The 16891-nt window shown below is 53.0% G+C and carries 14 protein-coding genes; all 14 read right to left on the bottom strand.

All coding sequences use genetic code 11. The features are described from left to right. The 14 genes from QRN24_RS07565 to gmd all read right to left on the bottom strand — a co-directional run bounded on the left by QRN24_RS07565 (nt 1) and on the right by gmd (nt 16883). Nucleotides 1-804: a glycosyltransferase gene (locus QRN24_RS07565; protein ID WP_284942566.1), complete on the bottom strand. Its 804-nt coding sequence runs from the start codon at nt 802-804 to the stop codon at nt 1-3. Between the two features lie 214 nt (nt 805-1018). Further along, entirely contained in the window at nt 1019-1915 is an 897-nt protein-coding gene (gene galF, locus QRN24_RS07560) for a UTP--glucose-1-phosphate uridylyltransferase GalF (RefSeq protein WP_284942564.1), read from the bottom strand. A 215-nt stretch (nt 1916-2130) separates the two neighbouring features. Beyond that, nucleotides 2131-3126, bottom strand: a complete 996-nt coding sequence (locus QRN24_RS07555) for an NAD-dependent epimerase/dehydratase family protein (RefSeq protein ID WP_284942562.1) — start codon at nt 3124-3126, stop codon at nt 2131-2133. A gap of 189 nt (nt 3127-3315) precedes the next feature. Beyond that, nucleotides 3316-4707 (bottom strand): colanic acid biosynthesis protein WcaM, encoded by a 1392-nt coding sequence (gene wcaM, locus QRN24_RS07550; protein ID WP_025203690.1) that lies wholly within the window; start codon nt 4705-4707, stop codon nt 3316-3318. A 12-nt stretch (nt 4708-4719) separates the two neighbouring features. Beyond that, nucleotides 4720-5940 carry a colanic acid biosynthesis glycosyltransferase WcaL gene (gene wcaL, locus QRN24_RS07545; protein ID WP_014170810.1) on the bottom strand — a complete coding sequence of 407 codons (1221 nt, stop codon included), beginning with the start codon at nt 5938-5940 and terminating at the stop codon, nt 4720-4722. Further along, nucleotides 5937-7217 carry a colanic acid biosynthesis pyruvyl transferase WcaK gene (gene wcaK, locus QRN24_RS07540; protein WP_032678527.1) on the bottom strand — a complete coding sequence of 427 codons (1281 nt, stop codon included), beginning with the start codon at nt 7215-7217 and terminating at the stop codon, nt 5937-5939. The genes wcaL and wcaK overlap by 4 nt, the downstream gene beginning before the upstream one ends. 17 nt (nt 7218-7234) lie before the next feature. Continuing rightward, nucleotides 7235-8713 (bottom strand): colanic acid undecaprenyl disphosphate flippase WzxC, encoded by a 1479-nt coding sequence (gene wzxC / locus QRN24_RS07535; RefSeq protein WP_068794794.1) that lies wholly within the window; start codon nt 8711-8713, stop codon nt 7235-7237. Nucleotide 8714: 1 nt separating this feature from the next. After that, nucleotides 8715-10109, bottom strand: coding sequence for an undecaprenyl-phosphate glucose phosphotransferase (gene wcaJ / locus QRN24_RS07530; protein ID WP_014170813.1), 1395 nt, complete (start codon nt 10107-10109; stop codon nt 8715-8717). Nucleotides 10110-10171: 62 nt separating this feature from the next. Beyond that, entirely contained in the window at nt 10172-11542 is a 1371-nt protein-coding gene (cpsG, locus tag QRN24_RS07525; protein WP_032680630.1) for a colanic acid biosynthesis phosphomannomutase CpsG, read from the bottom strand. A gap of 109 nt (nt 11543-11651) precedes the next feature. Then, nucleotides 11652-13088, bottom strand: a complete 1437-nt coding sequence (cpsB, locus tag QRN24_RS07520) for a mannose-1-phosphate guanyltransferase (RefSeq protein WP_014170815.1) — start codon at nt 13086-13088, stop codon at nt 11652-11654. A gap of 3 nt (nt 13089-13091) precedes the next feature. Then, nucleotides 13092-14315: a colanic acid biosynthesis fucosyltransferase WcaI gene (wcaI, locus tag QRN24_RS07515; protein WP_284942560.1), complete on the bottom strand. Its 1224-nt coding sequence runs from the start codon at nt 14313-14315 to the stop codon at nt 13092-13094. After that, nucleotides 14312-14791 (bottom strand): GDP-mannose mannosyl hydrolase, encoded by a 480-nt coding sequence (locus tag QRN24_RS07510; RefSeq protein ID WP_072126435.1) that lies wholly within the window; start codon nt 14789-14791, stop codon nt 14312-14314. Before QRN24_RS07510 ends, wcaI begins: the two co-directional genes overlap by 4 nt. Nucleotides 14792-14793: 2 nt before the next feature. Beyond that, nucleotides 14794-15759, bottom strand: coding sequence for a GDP-L-fucose synthase (fcl, locus tag QRN24_RS07505; RefSeq protein WP_014170818.1), 966 nt, complete (start codon nt 15757-15759; stop codon nt 14794-14796). Nucleotides 15760-15761: 2 nt separating this feature from the next. Further along, entirely contained in the window at nt 15762-16883 is a 1122-nt protein-coding gene (gene gmd / locus QRN24_RS07500) for a GDP-mannose 4,6-dehydratase (protein WP_014170819.1), read from the bottom strand. Nucleotides 16884-16891 lie beyond the last annotated feature (8 nt).

Raw genomic sequence — 16891 nt, 5'->3', positions numbered from 1 at the left:
TCACCTCAATGAATATATAATCCGCAATAAAGTTAGTGGGATTAACCTCAAAAGAGCTCGACATAAAAATATCCTAAAGTTATTAAAAACATTATCTATTTTCAATGAATTCTTCAACTTAAACAAATCATATTCACTTTTTAAATAATTCATTCCTTTCCTTCTTGAAACCATTTCATTTCCAGCCCTTACTTTAACAAGTGAGGACTCAATATTTGCCATTTGATAATTTAGTGCCAAACATCTTAACCAAAGATTATAGTCTTCCATTAATGGATGATCTAAATAACCTCCAGCAGTTATAATTTTTTCTTTTTTAAACATTACAGTCATGTGATTGAAGGGGTTTCTTTTTATACTGAATTCCTTTATTTCTTTCATTGAAAGAGGTATCTTCTTGCTGCTCGTTTTTTGGTCCAAGTCGCAGTCAAACTCATCAACATTACTTCCAATTAAAATCAGATCCGGATATAAAGAAAATTGTTCAATTTGTTTTTCAAATCTGTAAGGAAGTGCATAATCATCAGTATCCATTCTAGCTACAAGAGAATGTGAGCACTTTCGCAATCCTATATTAAGAGCTTTTCCTAGTCCTACATTCTTCTCAAGAGGGATTGTAATTATTGGTAACAGATTTTGCCATATTTCAATTATGTCCAGTAAGGATTTTGGTATTGGTCCATCAAGCACAATAACGATTTCATCCGCAGGAACTGTTTGTTTTTGAAGACTTTTAAGGCACGAATCTAGATATTGACATTTTTCTTTATGATATAAAGACATTAAAACAGAAAATTTATGCATTTATTTTTCCCACGCTACCGCCCCTGGCTCAACAGTTACCAGAGTTCTGAAAATCAAAATATCATTTTGAAATTTACTTGATAATAAAATCTGATACTTTTTGTTTGGAGTAGTTTCTCTCTTTTAAATCAGTTTTGCAGTTTTATTATTCATAACATTATTAACAAAAACATTTGGCCTCTTAAGAGGCCAAAATAAAACTGAAACAACGAATTCATGTGCGGGTTAATAGTTTATGGATTGAATCCTTAAACTTAACTCCAACATTCAAATTCCGAAGACCATAGTTCACAAACGCCTGCATATACCCCATTTTCTTGCCGCAGTCATAGCTGTCGCCGGTCATCAGCATGGCATCAACCGATTGCTTCTTCGCCAGCTCAGCAATCGCATCGGTCAGCTGAATACGGTCCCAGGCGCCCGGCTCGGTTTTTTCAAGTTCTGCCCAGATATCCGCATTCAGCACATAACGGCCTACTGCCATCAGGTCGGAGTCCAGGGCCTGCGGCTGATCTGGCTTTTCGATAAACTCAACGATACGGCTCACCTGCCCTTCCGTCTCCAGCGGCTCTTTAGTCTGAATAACAGAGTACTCAGAGAGATCGCCCTTCATACGTTTCGCCAGTACCTGGCTGCGGCCCGTCTCGTTGAAGCGTGCGACCATTGCCGCCAGGTTATAACGCAGCGGATCGGCAGAAGCATTATCGATGATGATGTCCGGCAGAACCACGATGAACGGGTTATCACCCACTACCGGACGCGCGCACAGGATAGAGTGGCCCAGACCCAGCGGCTGCGCCTGGCGCACGTTCATGATGGTCACGCCTGGAGGGCAAATAGACTGAACTTCAGCCAGAAGCTGACGCTTAACGCGCTGCTCAAGAAGCGCTTCAAGTTCATAAGAGGTGTCGAAGTGATTCTCGACGGCGTTCTTCGAAGAGTGCGTCACCAGAACGATTTCTTTAATCCCAGCAGCAACAATCTCGTCAACGATGTATTGAATCATCGGCTTGTCAACGATCGGCAGCATCTCTTTAGGAATGGCCTTTGTGGCGGGCAACATGTGCATGCCCAGACCCGCTACCGGTATAACTGCTTTCAAATTGGTCATTTTATCTTCCACCTTAAAATGGTTGACGAAGTATAGACCTAATCAGGAAAATTGCCCGATCAAGAAGTCTACTGCGCCTTATGCGAATCACATTTCGAGCTAAAGCTCACATTACTAAACATGAGTATGCATTAAGTGTGACCCAGAATTATCGGAAACCCTGCTGTGAAAACCGCACATTCCTCTGTTTCCGACAAATCGCAACCTTTGAGGCATTATTCAGATACAAACGTTATGTCATCTTTCTTCTCATGAACGAACTCGTACTTCAGCGTACGATCCAGTCCCTGAGATAAGGTGTAATGCGCTTTAAATCCAGAGCTGTGTACCTTGGTCGCGTCAAACTGCGTCGTTGCACAGAATTTTTTCACGCGAACAGAGCTTATTGAATATTTCTTTCCGGTAACTTTGCTAAGAATATCAAAGCAATACCCACCTAACATGCCAAGCGGGTAAGGAAGATGAACTGAAGGGATTTTTTTACTGAGACTCTTCTCAACTTCTGAAACTAGCTGATTCATGTTCAGGTCTGGTTTATCTACATAGTTATAGACATCGTAACCCGGCTTAACATTGATCAGTTTAAATTTGATGAATTCAACAATGTTACCGACATAAGCCATTGATTTGTAGTTTGTCCCTGCGCCTACCATGGCGAATTTACCCCCTGCAATTTGTTTAAGCAGGTTGTAAACATTCCCACGGTTACGCTCACCAAAGATGACTGTAGGACGGACGATTGTCAGGGATCTTTCTTCTGGTGCTTTATTAAACCACTCGCGCAGAACCTCTTCCGCTTGCCATTTGCTTTTACCGTAATGGTTGAAGGGATCATGGGAATGAGACTCGTCAGGGTTCACTTTGTTAAGACCATACACTGCCACAGAACTGGTAAAAATAATGTTCTTAACGTTATTTTTTTCCATAGCAGACAATACGTTACGAGTACCCTCTACGTTTACATCATAGTATAGCGATGTTGGGCTAACGTCATCACGGTGCTCAGCGGCGAGCAGCACGACAGTTTCAAATCCAGCAAGCGCCTGATCGAGTTGATCCTGATTACGAACATCACCGGAAACAGTTATATCCGGATAAAAATGACTCTGCTGTTTGTCGAAGTTAGTAACATCAAAATCAGTCTTGGAAATCTCGATTAAACGAGTTCCGACGAAACCAGACGCGCCAATAAACAAAACCTTATCGTTCATAATCCACTCAATGCGTTATGTGTGTATGGCGAACCTCTGGCAATCGCTTCTTTCCCTGAGGTAGCGCTGTTGATTAAACAAATCTTGCAAAGTAATTTCAGGGATTATAAACCTTAAAACCGCTGAATTCAGTAACAAATTTTTAGGGGTTACATCAGATTGAATGGCATACGCCTAAGGCTCTCACCGTCATCTGTGCGGGAGCGCAAAATTCAGCCGCTCCGTATTCACCACCTGCTGGTCCACGCGGTCAATATCCACGGAGCTCTGCCCTTTCTCATTCACAGCCTTGATGTTCGCCAGCGACAGTAAGGTCTCATCTTTAGCCATAAACTTGCCTCGGACATCCTTACGCAGGTCGAAATTCATCTTCAGCGCCGGGCCGACGGCAGCTTCCTGCATCACGTTGATATTACGCAAGAAGAGGTGCTGCGGTTTGTTGTGCAACTCAAGCGTAGCCCGCTGCATCTCAACGTTGGTGATGGCCACAAAGGAGGTGGCGTTGCCGGAGGAAATTTGTATTCCGCGCAGTTTGTACGCAAGCTGGCGATTATCCAGGCGAATGTCGTTCAGCTTAAAGTTCTGAGGTATCGAGAGATAGTCGCCCTTTATTACACCGTAGCCGATCAGCATGCCGGCACTATTGACCATATCGACATTATCAATAATGAAATTATCACAGCCATAAATGGCTACCGTGGCGTTGTCTATTCCCGCCTTCTTGCTGAAGTCAGGAGTGATATTCTTGGCCTTAATATTGCGAATAATAAAGTGCTTACCGTTTTCGACGTGGACTAACTGACGACAGTTGCTGCCGGTGATATTTGCCACCACGAAGTTCTTCACGGTTTGCTTTTCCGGATAATCGTTGTCGTAGGTGCTGCCGGCGAGACCAATGCCGATGCCCCAGTTGATCTTGCCGTTCGTACAGTTAATGTTGTCAATCACATGATCGGAGATCAGGATGTTACGGTCATTAATGGCGACGTTCCACTCAATCGCGTCGCCCTGGAGATGGCTGAATTTACTGTTAGTGATGCGCGCGCCATCTATCTGATTATGGAATCCCTGGCGCAGGATGGCGTAGTTCGCCTGGCTTACGCTGATGTTATCAATCAGCAGGTTGCGCATGACGCGCGGCTTTTTGCCGCCAATGTAGATCTGCGTCACCGGTCCAAAGCCGCTCATTGCCAGCCCTTTGATCACACAGTCTGAACCGCGAATGTCCAGCGTAATGTTCTCCGTGCGGCCGTCACCTTCACCAATCACTTTACTGCCTTCTTGTAGCACGAAGCGTCCGCGACCATTTCCCGTTAACGCACCGCGGATCAACAGCGTTTTACCGTCAGGAATGAAAATGCCCGTATTGATGTTTTTACAGGTGAGCCCGGCAGGGACAACAACGGTGTCGCCTTCGTTAAATGCCTGCTTAAAGGCGGCGATCCAGTCGTTGTTGTTGTACTGGTTAACAGAGACCGTCTTTCCGGTTGCCGCCCGCGCAATGCGGGACGACAGCAGCGGCGTAGCCGCCAGGACGGATAAAGAAGAGACAAAGGTGCGTCGGGTAATCTTTTTCAGCATACAACCTCGGCGTTACAACGTTTGCAGCAGGCTCGCTAACTGGCGATTAATCACCTGCTGGTTAAAATCTGCTTCAACTTTTTGTCGGGCGTTGTGGATAACGGGCTCCAGCGCCTGTTGGTCGATGCCGCTAAATTCGGCTAAACGATCCGCAAGGGCCATCGCATTATTCTCCGGTACCAGCCAGCCGGAGTAATCAGACTTGATTAACTCCGGGATCCCGCTGTGCAGGGTCGACACCACCGGAATACCGACGGCCATCGCCTCCATTAACGCAACCGGGATCCCCTCCATATCGCCATCGGCGCCGGTCACGGAAGGCAGCAGGAATACATCCGCCTCATCCAGCATGGCCTTCACCTCGTGGCTTGGCTTAAAACCTGGCATCTCCACGTAATCTTCCAGCTGATACTGTTCGATAAGCGTGCGCAGACGACGCTCCCACGGGCCAATACCGAGAATGCGATAGCGGAAATCCACACCGCGCGCTCGCAGCTGGCGGCAGGCTTCGATGGCCACGTGCAGACCTTTTTTCTCCGTCAGACGCGCCACAGAGATAATCTGCAGCGGTTTTCCCGGCACCTTGACCGGGCGGCGGGTAAAGCGCTCTAAATCCACGCCCATACGCGAAACGGTGATTTTTTCCTGCGGACAGCCCATGTTTTTCAGACGCCCGGCCCACAGGTCGCTGATGGGCAGCATCATGTCGCCACGGCGGAAAAGCTGCTGATACTCCGGCGTGTAGTGGTTCAATACTTCGCGGCTGGAGATGTCGATACCGTGGAAGATGGTCGCAATTTTACCGTCAATCACCCCCAACTCACGCAGTTTGGCGGCGGTCACGCCCGCCGGGCCAAAGTGAGCAATAAACACATCGGCGCGGTACGGCTGCGCCGTTTGACCACAAATGGCGGACAGGATCAGGTTGCGAGATTCCGCGCCATAGCGGGAAACATTCAGCGCGCGCCAGGTCGATGCACGATGGATCCCGCGTAAGGTCTGGCTGGCCCGGTGGCGCAGCTTATTTACTCTTCCTGAGGGCTCGTCCTGCAGCCAGCGGGTTTTCGCCTCCAGCCCATACTGCGTATACGCCGCATGGGTATTTTGTGTATCGCCCTTTTGCAGGGCGATGATCTCCACGTCGTATCCCATATCGATAAACGCGGTGATTTGGTTCAGCACAAAGGTTTCTGACGACAGTGGAAATTTCAGTAAGAAGAAACCAACCTTCATTTCCCCTCCCGGACGCGGTCGAGCACCGATTTCACCATCCCAATTCCCTTCTCGCGCTCGGCTTTCACCGCGACGGCCAGGCGTTCATTGATGGCAGGCAGTTGCCCCAGGGTATCGCCCACCATCGCGCCAAGCGAACCATCCAGCAGATGACGAATATCAACGGCCATTTCAGGCATGCCAAGCTGCTGCATAATGCCGGCTGACTTGTGCTCGTAGTTAATCGCAATGGCCGGCGTGCCAAAGTTCATCGAAATGATCGCCGAGTGCAGACGCGTGCCCACGGTGAGGTCACAGGCTGAGAGCAATTTGCCCATCTCGAGGTCGTTCAGTTCGTCCATCACCACGTGATAACGGGACGGATCGTTTACCAGGTTGCGCAGGTTCAGCGCCACCATGCGGTCATCTTTGTTATAGCTGTCGATGCCGGTACAGGTTGAAAGCGCCAGCACCTGGTATCCGCTGTCCAGCACACGGTTAACCACGTCAGCAAACGCTTTCTCATACGCCGCCTGGGTGGTGCCTAAACGTTTATCAAACGGTGCAAGTTCGCGCAGGGTGATGGCGACCGTTTTCTGTTTCCCCGCCACGTCCAGCCAGTGCTGCACTGCGTAGCTCGCCTGGAAACTGTCGTCCTGATGATCCACCAGCCAGGCGGTGTCCACCCCGTGTTCCACTTTAGAGGTGTCAATCTCGCTGCGTTTCATCATATCGAGGCTTACCGACTCACGCAGGATCAGGGCATCGCAGTGGCCAAAGACATAGTTTGCCAGCTGGTTAAACTGCGGATCCTGGAACGGCCCGACGCTGTGACCAATCATAAACAGCGGTTTTTTCGCCATGAATGTGCAGAGTGCGTGCTCAAACTGCGGCACACCGTAAAGATCGACGAAGAACGATCCGCCGACCTGAATAATGGCGTCATAGCCCGACAGCAGTCGAACGAAATCCGTGAAGCCCTGAGCAATGGCGATGTTACGCAGCTTGCCGGTATCAGTTACACGGGACAGCAACACCTGGTGCTGATAGCGACGGCGCAGAACTTTCTTCACGCGTCCCATCACGCCGGCAGCGTTGTTGTGCTGCTTCATCTGGCTGTAGAGCGGGTCGCCCATTACCGGGCGGTTCAATAACCAGGAAGAGCTGACCGGATAACGGCTCATCACGTCCACTTCAGTCTCAGGCTTAAGGGTGTTAATCGCATCCAATAAACCGCGCAGAATGGCGCTGTCGCCACGGTTGCCGCAGGTATGGTTGCCAAGAATAAGTAATTTCATAATGGCCTCTTAAATAACTAGCCTGCGCGAAGCAGCGTTTTCATTTTTTCGTTACGGCAAAACTGGCGCTTCATCTCCACCACCAGCGCATTACGTGACAGCACAATCATCACGCCAAACGCCAGTGCACCTGCTGCGACCTGTATTGCCAGCATGGCCGCGAGCGGCAGATGGCCAGTGAGCACGATGCCCAGGCCATAGCTCACCGCAAGGGTAGGCAGTGACAGATAAAACGGCAGCCACAGGCTCAGAATGTACTGCCGGTAGCTGGAGCCCAGCACCGGCTTGATCATCACGAAGTAGCTCAGTATGGTGTTGATGATCTGCACCAGCAGAAAACCAAGCGTGACCCCAATGGCGCCGGCCATATGTCCACCGACGATAATCGCCGGAATAAACAGGAACGTTTTAAACACGTTGAATTTGAAGCTGATATCAACCCGCGCTTTAGCCATCAGCAGTGAGCCAATCGGGTTGCCAACGGATCGCAGCAGCCCCACCACGCACAGCAGCTGCAGGATCGGGATAATGCTGTTCCACTTCTCGCCAAACACCAGCGGCACGAAGTTGCTCGAGACCACCATCAGCCCCAGCAAAACCGGGAAATTGATAATGCCCACCACAGAGAGCAGCTTGTAAAAATTGACGCGCAGCTTCTCGGTGTCATCCTGAATTTTGGCGAACGCCGGGAACAGTACGCGGGTGATAATCGGGTTGAGCTTCATTGGTGGTACTACCGCAACGTTGTACGCCAGGTTGTACCCGCCCGCGACGCTCGCCCCGAGGATGCGTGCCAGCACCAGCGTGGAGAGGTTAGTGTTGACATAGTTGATGATGCTGTCGGCGGTGAGCCACGCGCCAAAACGCAGGTTGGATGACACCGAAGCGAGAGAGAAATGCAGCCCAGGACGGTAAATCTTGCGACCAAAGTAGCCGAACAGCAGCGTACGCACGGCAGAGTTAACCAGATACCCGAGGATAGCGGTCATGGCCAGCGGCCAGAAATGGGCGCTGACCACGGTAAAGGTAAACCCAGCGAGAACGGCGCTGGTCTCGATCATCCCAATCTTGTTGAATTCCAGCTCTTTCTGCATCAGCGCGCGGAACTGTTGCCCGTGCGGGATCACCACAAAAGCAAACGAGAGCGTACGCATCAGCGGTGCCAGATCGGGGTTGTGCAGCACGCTGGCGATGGTATCGCTCAACAGGAACACCAGCACGAAAACGAACACCCCCAGCCCAACGTTCAGCCAGTAGAGCGTGGTCAATTCCAGATGGCTGATCTCTTTGCGCTGGATAATCGAGTTAGCAATGCCGAAGTCAGACAGCGTATCGGCCAGCGCGATAATCACCAGCGAGACGGTCAGCAGACCGAACTGGTGGTTATCGATAATGCGCGCCAGCACCGTCATCTGCACCAGGCCGAGGCCAATGATGACAATGGTCGCCATCGCTGACCATTTGGCGCCGCTGATGGTTTTTTCACGTAAGCTCATCTTAGTACGCCGCTTTGTTCACGAAACCTTTGAAGATGGTCAGAAAGACGATCTTGATATCGAACCAGAGGCTCCATTCACGGATGTACTCCAGGTCGAATTCGATGCGTTTTTCCATTTTTTCCAGCGTGTCGGTCTCGCCGCGCCAGCCGTTGATCTGCGCCCAGCCGGTAATGCCTGGCTTCACTTTATGGCGCAACATGTAGCCTTCAATCAGCGAGCGGTACTGTTCGTTGTGAGCCACGGCATGGGGACGGGGTCCGACAATCGACATGCCACCGGTAAAGACGTTGATAAACTGCGGCAGCTCATCCAGCGAGGTACGGCGCAGGAAGTTCCCCACCCGCGTAACGCGTGGATCGTTCTGCGTCGCCTGGGTCACGACCTTGTCGTTCTCCATCACCTTCATTGAGCGGAATTTCCACACCATGATGGGCTTACCGTCCATGCCGTAGCGGGTCTGACGGAAAATAACCGGGCCCGGGGAGCTCAGCTTCACCGCCAGGGCAATGCAGCACAGCACCGGGGAGATCAGCAGTAAGATCAGTGAAGAGAGCACGATATCTTCCAGGCGCTTGAGCACGCGATTGATACCCGACAGCGGGGTGTCATACAGCGGCACGACCGGCACGCCGTTCACTTCTTCAATACGGGAATGGAGGATGTTAAAGGTAAAGACGTCCGGGATCAGGATCACCGAACAGGTGGTATCGGCCAGTTCACGCATCAGTTTCTTAATGCGGGATTCATCTTTCATCTGCATCGCGATGTAGACGTTATGAATTTTGCCGGCTTTGGCGTCCTCAATAAGCTGTTCGTAATTACCAGCCCAGTCTGAAGGCACGCCGCCAGGCTTCGCGTCATGATAAATCCCGACCACTTCAAAACCTAACCATGGCTCTTTGCGGAAGCTATCGAGAAGCACCTTCCCTACCGGCAAATCCCCCGCCACGGCGACAAAGCGACGGTTATAACCGCGGTTACGCAGCCAGCCGGCACCAAAACGGATCAGGGTGCGGCATACGACCATGCCGACGCTGGTAATCAGGTACCAGCACAGATACGTCACCAGGCGATTATCAAAATCATGGCTGAATGCCACCAGCCCTGCGCTGAAGATCAGGCTTAATGTCCAGTTCTGCAGCAACAGCATCAGTTCGGTGGTCATTTTCACACCACGCCACGAACGGTAGAAGTCGGTCATCCCCCCGATCATCTGGAACACAACCAGCGCAATCAGCGCCATGAGCAGATGCATGTAGAAGAAGGATTGCCCGCTTACCCAACTCACCACCCATAATCCGCCGACCATGATGGTGATATCAGAAAAACGCTGCACCATGGAGATTAACGATGCATTCGTTCTCGCTCGTTCGCGTTTTTTTAGATTCGTCATCGTTGTTCCTTTAGTTCAACACCTGCCCCCTCACCCCACATCAGGGTGAGGGGGAAAGCTATTTACTGATTCAACAGCGCCAGAATGTCCTTCGTTCGCGCTTCCATCAGCGCGGTATCCGCGCGGGATTCCACGTTCAGGCGCACCACCGGCTCGGTATTTGAAGAGCGCAGGTTAAAACGCCACTGCGGGAACGCCATGCTGATGCCGTCGGTACGGTCAATTTCCAGCGCATGGAGGGCAAAATGCTGCTCCACGCGGGCAATGGCCTCGGCCGGCTGCGCCAGTTTGCTGTTGATTTCGCCACTTGCCGGGAAGGCCGCCATGCGGTCGCGTACCAGCTCGCCAAGGGTCTGCCCTTTCAGACACAGCAGCTCGGTGACCAGCAGCCACGGGATCATCCCGCTGTCGCAGTAGGCAAAATCGCGGAAATAGTGGTGGGCGCTCATCTCGCCGCCATAAATGGCGTCTTCTTCGCGCATACGCTCTTTGATGAAGGCATGACCGGTTTTGGACATCACCGGCTGGCCGCCCGCGGCGTTCACCACATCCACGGTGTTCCAGGACAGACGCGGATCGTGAATGATCTTCGCGCCCGGGTTCTTCTCGAGGAACGCTTCCGCCAGCAGGCCGACAATGTAGTAGCCTTCGATGAACTGGCCTTTTTCGTCGAACAGGAAGCAGCGGTCGAAATCGCCGTCAAAGGCGATACCCATATCGGCACCGTGTTCGATGACCGCGTTACGGGTGTCGTCGCGGCACTCCGGCAGCAGCGGGTTCGGGATACCGTTCGGGAAGTTGCCGTCCGGGGTGTTATGGACCTTAACGAAGGTTACCGGCACGTTCAGGGCCTTAAAGCGGGCTTCGAGCGCATCCACCACCGGGCCGGCCGCGCCGTTACCGGAGTTGATCACCAGCTTCAGCGGTTTCAGGTTTGCAACGTTGATGTAACCCAGCAGGTGGTCGATGTACGCTTTACGCAGGTCGATCTGCTTATAGCTGCCGCGTTTCGCTTCATTCACCGGCGGGAAATCGTTAGCTTCGGCGAGACGCTGCACGTCACGCAGACCGGTATCGCCGCTGATAGGACGCGCGCCCTTGCGCACCAGCTTCATACCGTTGTAGTCCATCGGGTTATGGCTGGCCGTCACTTCGATACCGCCGTCCACGCCGAGGTGGAAGGTGGCAAAGTAAATCTCTTCGGTGCCGGACAAGCCGATATCCAGCACGTCTACTCCCGCATCCTGCAGCCCTTTTGCCAGCGCCAGCTTCAGGGACTCACTGGTCAGGCGCACATCGCCGCCCAGGACAATCGTTTGTGGCTTAAGATATTCGCCGTATGCGCGGCCAATGCGCCACGCAATGTCTTCATTCAGCTCTTCGCCCAGCTTGCCGCGAATATCGTAGGCTTTAAAACAGGTTAATTTTTCCATGATGACCCCTTTTTCAGGCAACAGTTGGCCCGCCCGATTAACAGGCAAATTTGTTTTTATTCATTCGCAGGCCGGATGCGCGAAACGCTATCCGGCTTTAGAGACGGCGCTATACCCGCCCGTAACGGTCCTGGAAACGGACAATATCGTCTTCTTCCAGGTACGAACCGGAGCGCACTTCAATTAAGTCGAGAGGAATTTTCCCCGGGTTTTCCAGACAGTGCGTGGCTCCCAGCGGAATATAGATTGACTCGTTTTCGCCAAGCAGTTTCACTTCGCCATCAATCGTGACTTTGGCGGTACCCGCCACCACGACCCAGTGCTCGGCACGGTGGTGGTGCATCTGTACCGACAGCCCCTCCCCCGGTTTCACGGTGATGCGTTTCACCTGGTAACGTTCACCGGCATCGATGGAGTCATATTTGCCCCACGGACGATACACCTCGCGGTGGATATGGTGTTCATGGCGACCATCGGCCTTGATCTTCTCCACCACTTTTTTAACGTCCTGCACGGCATTACGGTCAGCAATCAGCACGGCGTCTTTCGTCTGTACGACCACCAGATCCTTCACGCCAACTGTGGTCACCAGACCGGACTCGGCGTAGACATAGCTGTTTTCCGTTTTGTGGCTGATAACATCACCGTGATGGACGTTACCCTCCGGGGTATGGGCGCTGATCTCCCACAGGGAGGACCAGGAGCCAACATCACTCCAGCCCGCATCCATCGGTACCACAACGGCATCGGCCGTGCGTTCCATTACCGCATAGTCAATTGACTCTTCCGGGCAGGCGAGGAAAGACGCTTCGTCAACACGGATAAAATCGAGATCCGGATCCACTACCGCCATCGCTTTCTCGCAGGCGTCCAGAATATCCGGGCGATATTTGCGCAGCTCTTCCAGGTAACGGCCAGCGCGGAACAGGAACATCCCGCTGTTCCAGTAATATTCACCGCTGGCCACATACGCCTGCGCGGTTTCCAGATTCGGTTTTTCGACAAACTGCGCCACGTCAAACGCTACGCTGTCGCCTTCGCCCGGGGTCACATTGCCACGACGAATATACCCGTAGCCGGTTTCCGGAAGGTCCGGCACGATGCCGAAAGTCACCAGTTTGCCGTTTTCGGCGTAAGGAATAGCCGCGCGTACCGCCTCGCGGAACGACTCTTCCTGTTGAATAACATGGTCTGCCGCCAGAACCAGCATCAGCGGATCGCAATCCGGGCTGCTGCGTTTGGCCGCCAGCGCCGCCAGCGCAATCGCGGGGGCGGTGTTACGTCCGGCAGGCTCCAGAATGATATTTTCTGTGAGTTTGTTCAGCTGGCGCAGCTGCTCGGCGACAATAAAGCGGTGTTGTTCGTTACAAATCACCACCGGGCTTTCACACTCCACACCCTGCAGGCGGTTAACCGTCGTCTGCAGCATGGTGAGCTCCCCTTTCAGGCAGAGGAACTGTTTTGGATAGAGCACGCGGGACAGCGGCCACAACCGGCTACCAGAGCCACCTGCCATCACAACCGGATACAAAGTGGTTTGACTCATGATTTATCCCCGTATATCTGCAATAAATTGGCTCAGCACGTTCTCTTTCTCGAGCGTGCGTTCGGCATATTCACGTGCCACCGTGTTCGTTTTTGGCATGGCAAGTGCCCGTTCAATGCCAGTGACCAGCGCCGGGACCGATTCCGGTTCCACGCAAACGGCGATCCCCGGATAGCTGTCGCACAGCTGGCCTAATTCTGTTTCGGCTTCCGCCGTGATCACCGCGTTACCGCCCACTGCCAGAATGTTGGTCAGCTTGGACGGCAGCACCGCGTCTGCCGCGCCGCGCTTTTGTACTACCAGATGGCAGTCGCCCATCTTCAGCAACGCAGGCAGTGCCTCGTAAGACTGAAGCGGGAAAAATTTCACGTTCGTCAGGCCGCGTTCGTTGGCCATTTTTTCCAGTCGCGCTTTTCCGCCGCCCTGCCCGACGATGACAAACATCCAGGGTTGATGGCTCAGTTGCTGTGCGGCGTCGATGACGCTCTCAAGCCCCTGCTTCTCGCCGATGTTGCCTGAGTAAAGAATGATTTTTTGGTCGTCAGGCAGACCGAGCTGAGCGCGTAGCGCCTGAGCGTCACTGTCTGTTACGTCGCGAAAACGCGCCACTTCAGACCAGTTGGGGAAAAAGATCACTTTTTCCGCCGGTACGCCCTTCTCCTGCGCTTTGTTCATCATTGAGCGCGAGATGGTCGAGACATAATCCACATTATGCAGGGCGCTGCGCTCGAAGGCGCTGGCGAGTTTCGCCACCTTCCCGCTCTTACCTTTGCCGGCCATTCCCAGGCCGAGCATGGCGTCCACTTCATAATCCTGAATGTGAAGCAGCGTGCGCGCGCCGGAGAGTTTGCCCAGCAGGCGCATGCCTGGGGTGCAGAACAGCGTTGGCACCACACCGATAATGCGATCCGGCTTCCAGCGACGTTGCGCCATCAGCGGGAAGAAACTGCTCAGGGCAAAGCTGCCCAGATGAAGTAACCGCTTCAGCGTTGAGGGCTGTTTCGGCACGTACAGCGGGCAACGCCAGACGGTCGCGGCACCCTCTTCGCGACGGTAGCGCCAGCCTGAATAGCGCTCACCTACTTTCCATTCCGGGTAGTATGGCGGCGCGGTAATGACCCGCACGTCATGTCCCTGGCTCGCCATCCACTCGACCATTTCGCCGGTGTATTTACCGATTCCGGTTAACTCCGGCGAATAGTTGATTCCGTACACCAGAATTTTCATAAGCCCGGCACTCCGGACTGACGATCGGCCAGGAAATAGGCACGACTGTTGTCATGCACATTGTCACTGGCCAGCAACGCCTCTGGCGTCTGCCAGCGGTAGTCGTCATGCTGAGAATCAGGCAGACGCAGGTCTGCCTCACTCACCTTCAGGCGAAAACCGAGCACCACATAGTGCGTGGTGAAACCGGTGCCCGAAAAGTTATCGTCATAGAAGTGCTGCCAGACCCCGTAAAACTGGCCTGCCGCCATCGGCAGTTGCAGGCCCAGTTCCGCCAGAGTGAGACGCTCAAAAGCATTTTCCAGCGTCTCATCCTTCTGCACGCGCCCGCCGGGCACGAACCAAAAGCCCTGTGCAGGACGGTTGGTTCGTTTTCCCAGCAAGAACTCGCCGCGTTCGTTTTCCACCACCAAATCAATTGAGATGAGCGGAGTGGAACGCACTACCGTGGCAAAATCTTCCTGACTTAAAAACATCATTACCCCCGGAAGCGGTGCTGGTTTTCAAGGAACCACTGGTAGGTGCTTGCCAGCCCCTGCTCCAGTGATACCTCGTGATACCAGCCCAGCTGATGCAGACGGGTCACGTCCAGCAGTTTGCGCGGCGTGCCGTCCGGTTTGGTGGCGTCAAAGACCACGCGGCCTTTGTAACCCACCACCTGCGCGATGGTTTGCGCAAGCTCACGAATGGTGCAATCCACGCCAGTACCGACGTTAATGTGCGACAGCATCGGTTCGGTGTTTTCCTGCCACACCTCACGATCCAGCTCCATTACGTGGATGCTGGCAGCCGCCATGTCATCCACATGCAGGAATTCACGCATTGGCGTCCCGCTGCCCCACACCACCACATCCGGTGCATTTTCGGCCGTTGCTTCGTGGAAACGACGCAGCAGCGCCGGGATCACGTGCGAATTGCTCGGGTGGAAGTTGTCATGCGGTCCGTACAGGTTGGTCGGCATCACCGAACGATAGTCGCGGTTATACTGACGGTTGTAGGATTCGCACAGCTTGATCCCGGCAATCTTGGCAATCGCATACGGCTCGTTGGTTGCTTCCAGCGTGCCCTGCAGCAGTTCGCTCTCAGCGATCGGCTGCTTCGCCATTTTCGGGTAGATACAGGATGAGCCGAGGAACAACAGCTTATTCACGTTGTGCAGATGCGCTGCGTGAATGATGTTGCTCTCAATCATCATGTTCTCGTAGATGAAATCCGCCGGATACGTGTTGTTGGCAACAATGCCGCCCACTTTCGCCGCCGCCAGATACACCTGGTCAATACGTTCACTGGCGAAGAAGTCCTGTACCGCTTTGCTGTCGAGCAGGTTCAGCTCGTCACGGGTACGGACAATCACGTCGACATCACCGCGCTGTTCAAGCTGGCGAACAATCGCGGAACCCACCATTCCGCGATGACCCGCGACAAAAATACGTTGTTTTGTCATTCTCAGGACTCCAGCGCGATGGCAACCTCGTAGCCATGAGACTTGAGCAGGGAGTGTTTTTTCGCTGCTTCAAGATCTTTGGCAACCATCTCGGAAACCATCTCCTGCAGAGTCGTTTCTGGTTTCCAGCCCAGTGTTTCGTGTGCTTTGGTTGGGTCGCCCAGCAGGGTTTCCACTTCAGCAGGACGGAAGTAACGTGGGTCAACCTGTACAATCACGTCGCCCGGTTTCACGCCCGGTGCGTCATGGCCGGTTACGGAAACCACGATGCCTTTCTCTTCCACGCCGGTACCTTCGAAGCGCAGTTTGATACCCAGCTGAGCGGCAGCCATCTCAACGAACTGACGTACGGAGTACTGCACGCCGGTTGCGATAACGAAGTCTTCTGGTTTTTCCTGCTGCAGCATCATCCACTGCATTTTTACGTAGTCTTTGGCATGGCCCCAGTCACGCAGGGAATCCATGTTGCCGAGGTGCAGGCAAGATTCCAGACCCTGTGCGATGTTAGCGATAGCGCGAGTGATTTTACGGGTAACGAATGTTTCACCGCGACGTGGGGATTCGTGGTTGAACAGAATGCCGTTACAGGCATACATGCCGTAGGATTCACGGTAGTTCACGGTGATCCAGTACGCGTACAATTTCGCCACGGCGTACGGAGAACGTGGGTAGAACGGGGTAGTCTCTTTCTGAGGAATTTCCTGCACCAGACCGTACAGCTCAGACGTGGATGCCTGGTAGAAACGGGTTTTCTTCTCAAGGCCGAGGAAGCGAATCGCTTCCAGCAGACGCAGCGTACCCATTGCGTCAACGTCAGCGGTGTATTCCGGAGATTCGAAGGAGACCGCAACGTGGCTCATCGCGCCCAGGTTGTACACTTCATCCGGCTGCACTTCCTGCAGAATACGGGTCAGGTTGGAAGTATCGGTCAGGTCGCCGTAGTGCAGATGGAATTTCGGGTTCGCCGCATGAGGATCCTGATAAATGTGATCCACACGTTCGGTGTTGAATGAAGAAGCACGACGCTTAATACCGTGTACTTCATAACCTTTTTCCAGCAGCAGTTCTGCCAGGTAAGAACCATCCTGTCCGGTAACGCCGGTGATGAGAGCGACTTTAGACATGTTTATAT

This window comes from Enterobacter sp. MEB024 (genome assembly GCF_030209635.1).
GTDB classification, from domain to species: domain Bacteria; phylum Pseudomonadota; class Gammaproteobacteria; order Enterobacterales; family Enterobacteriaceae; genus Enterobacter; species Enterobacter ludwigii.
This window is presented reverse-complemented; position numbering and strand designations above follow the sequence as displayed.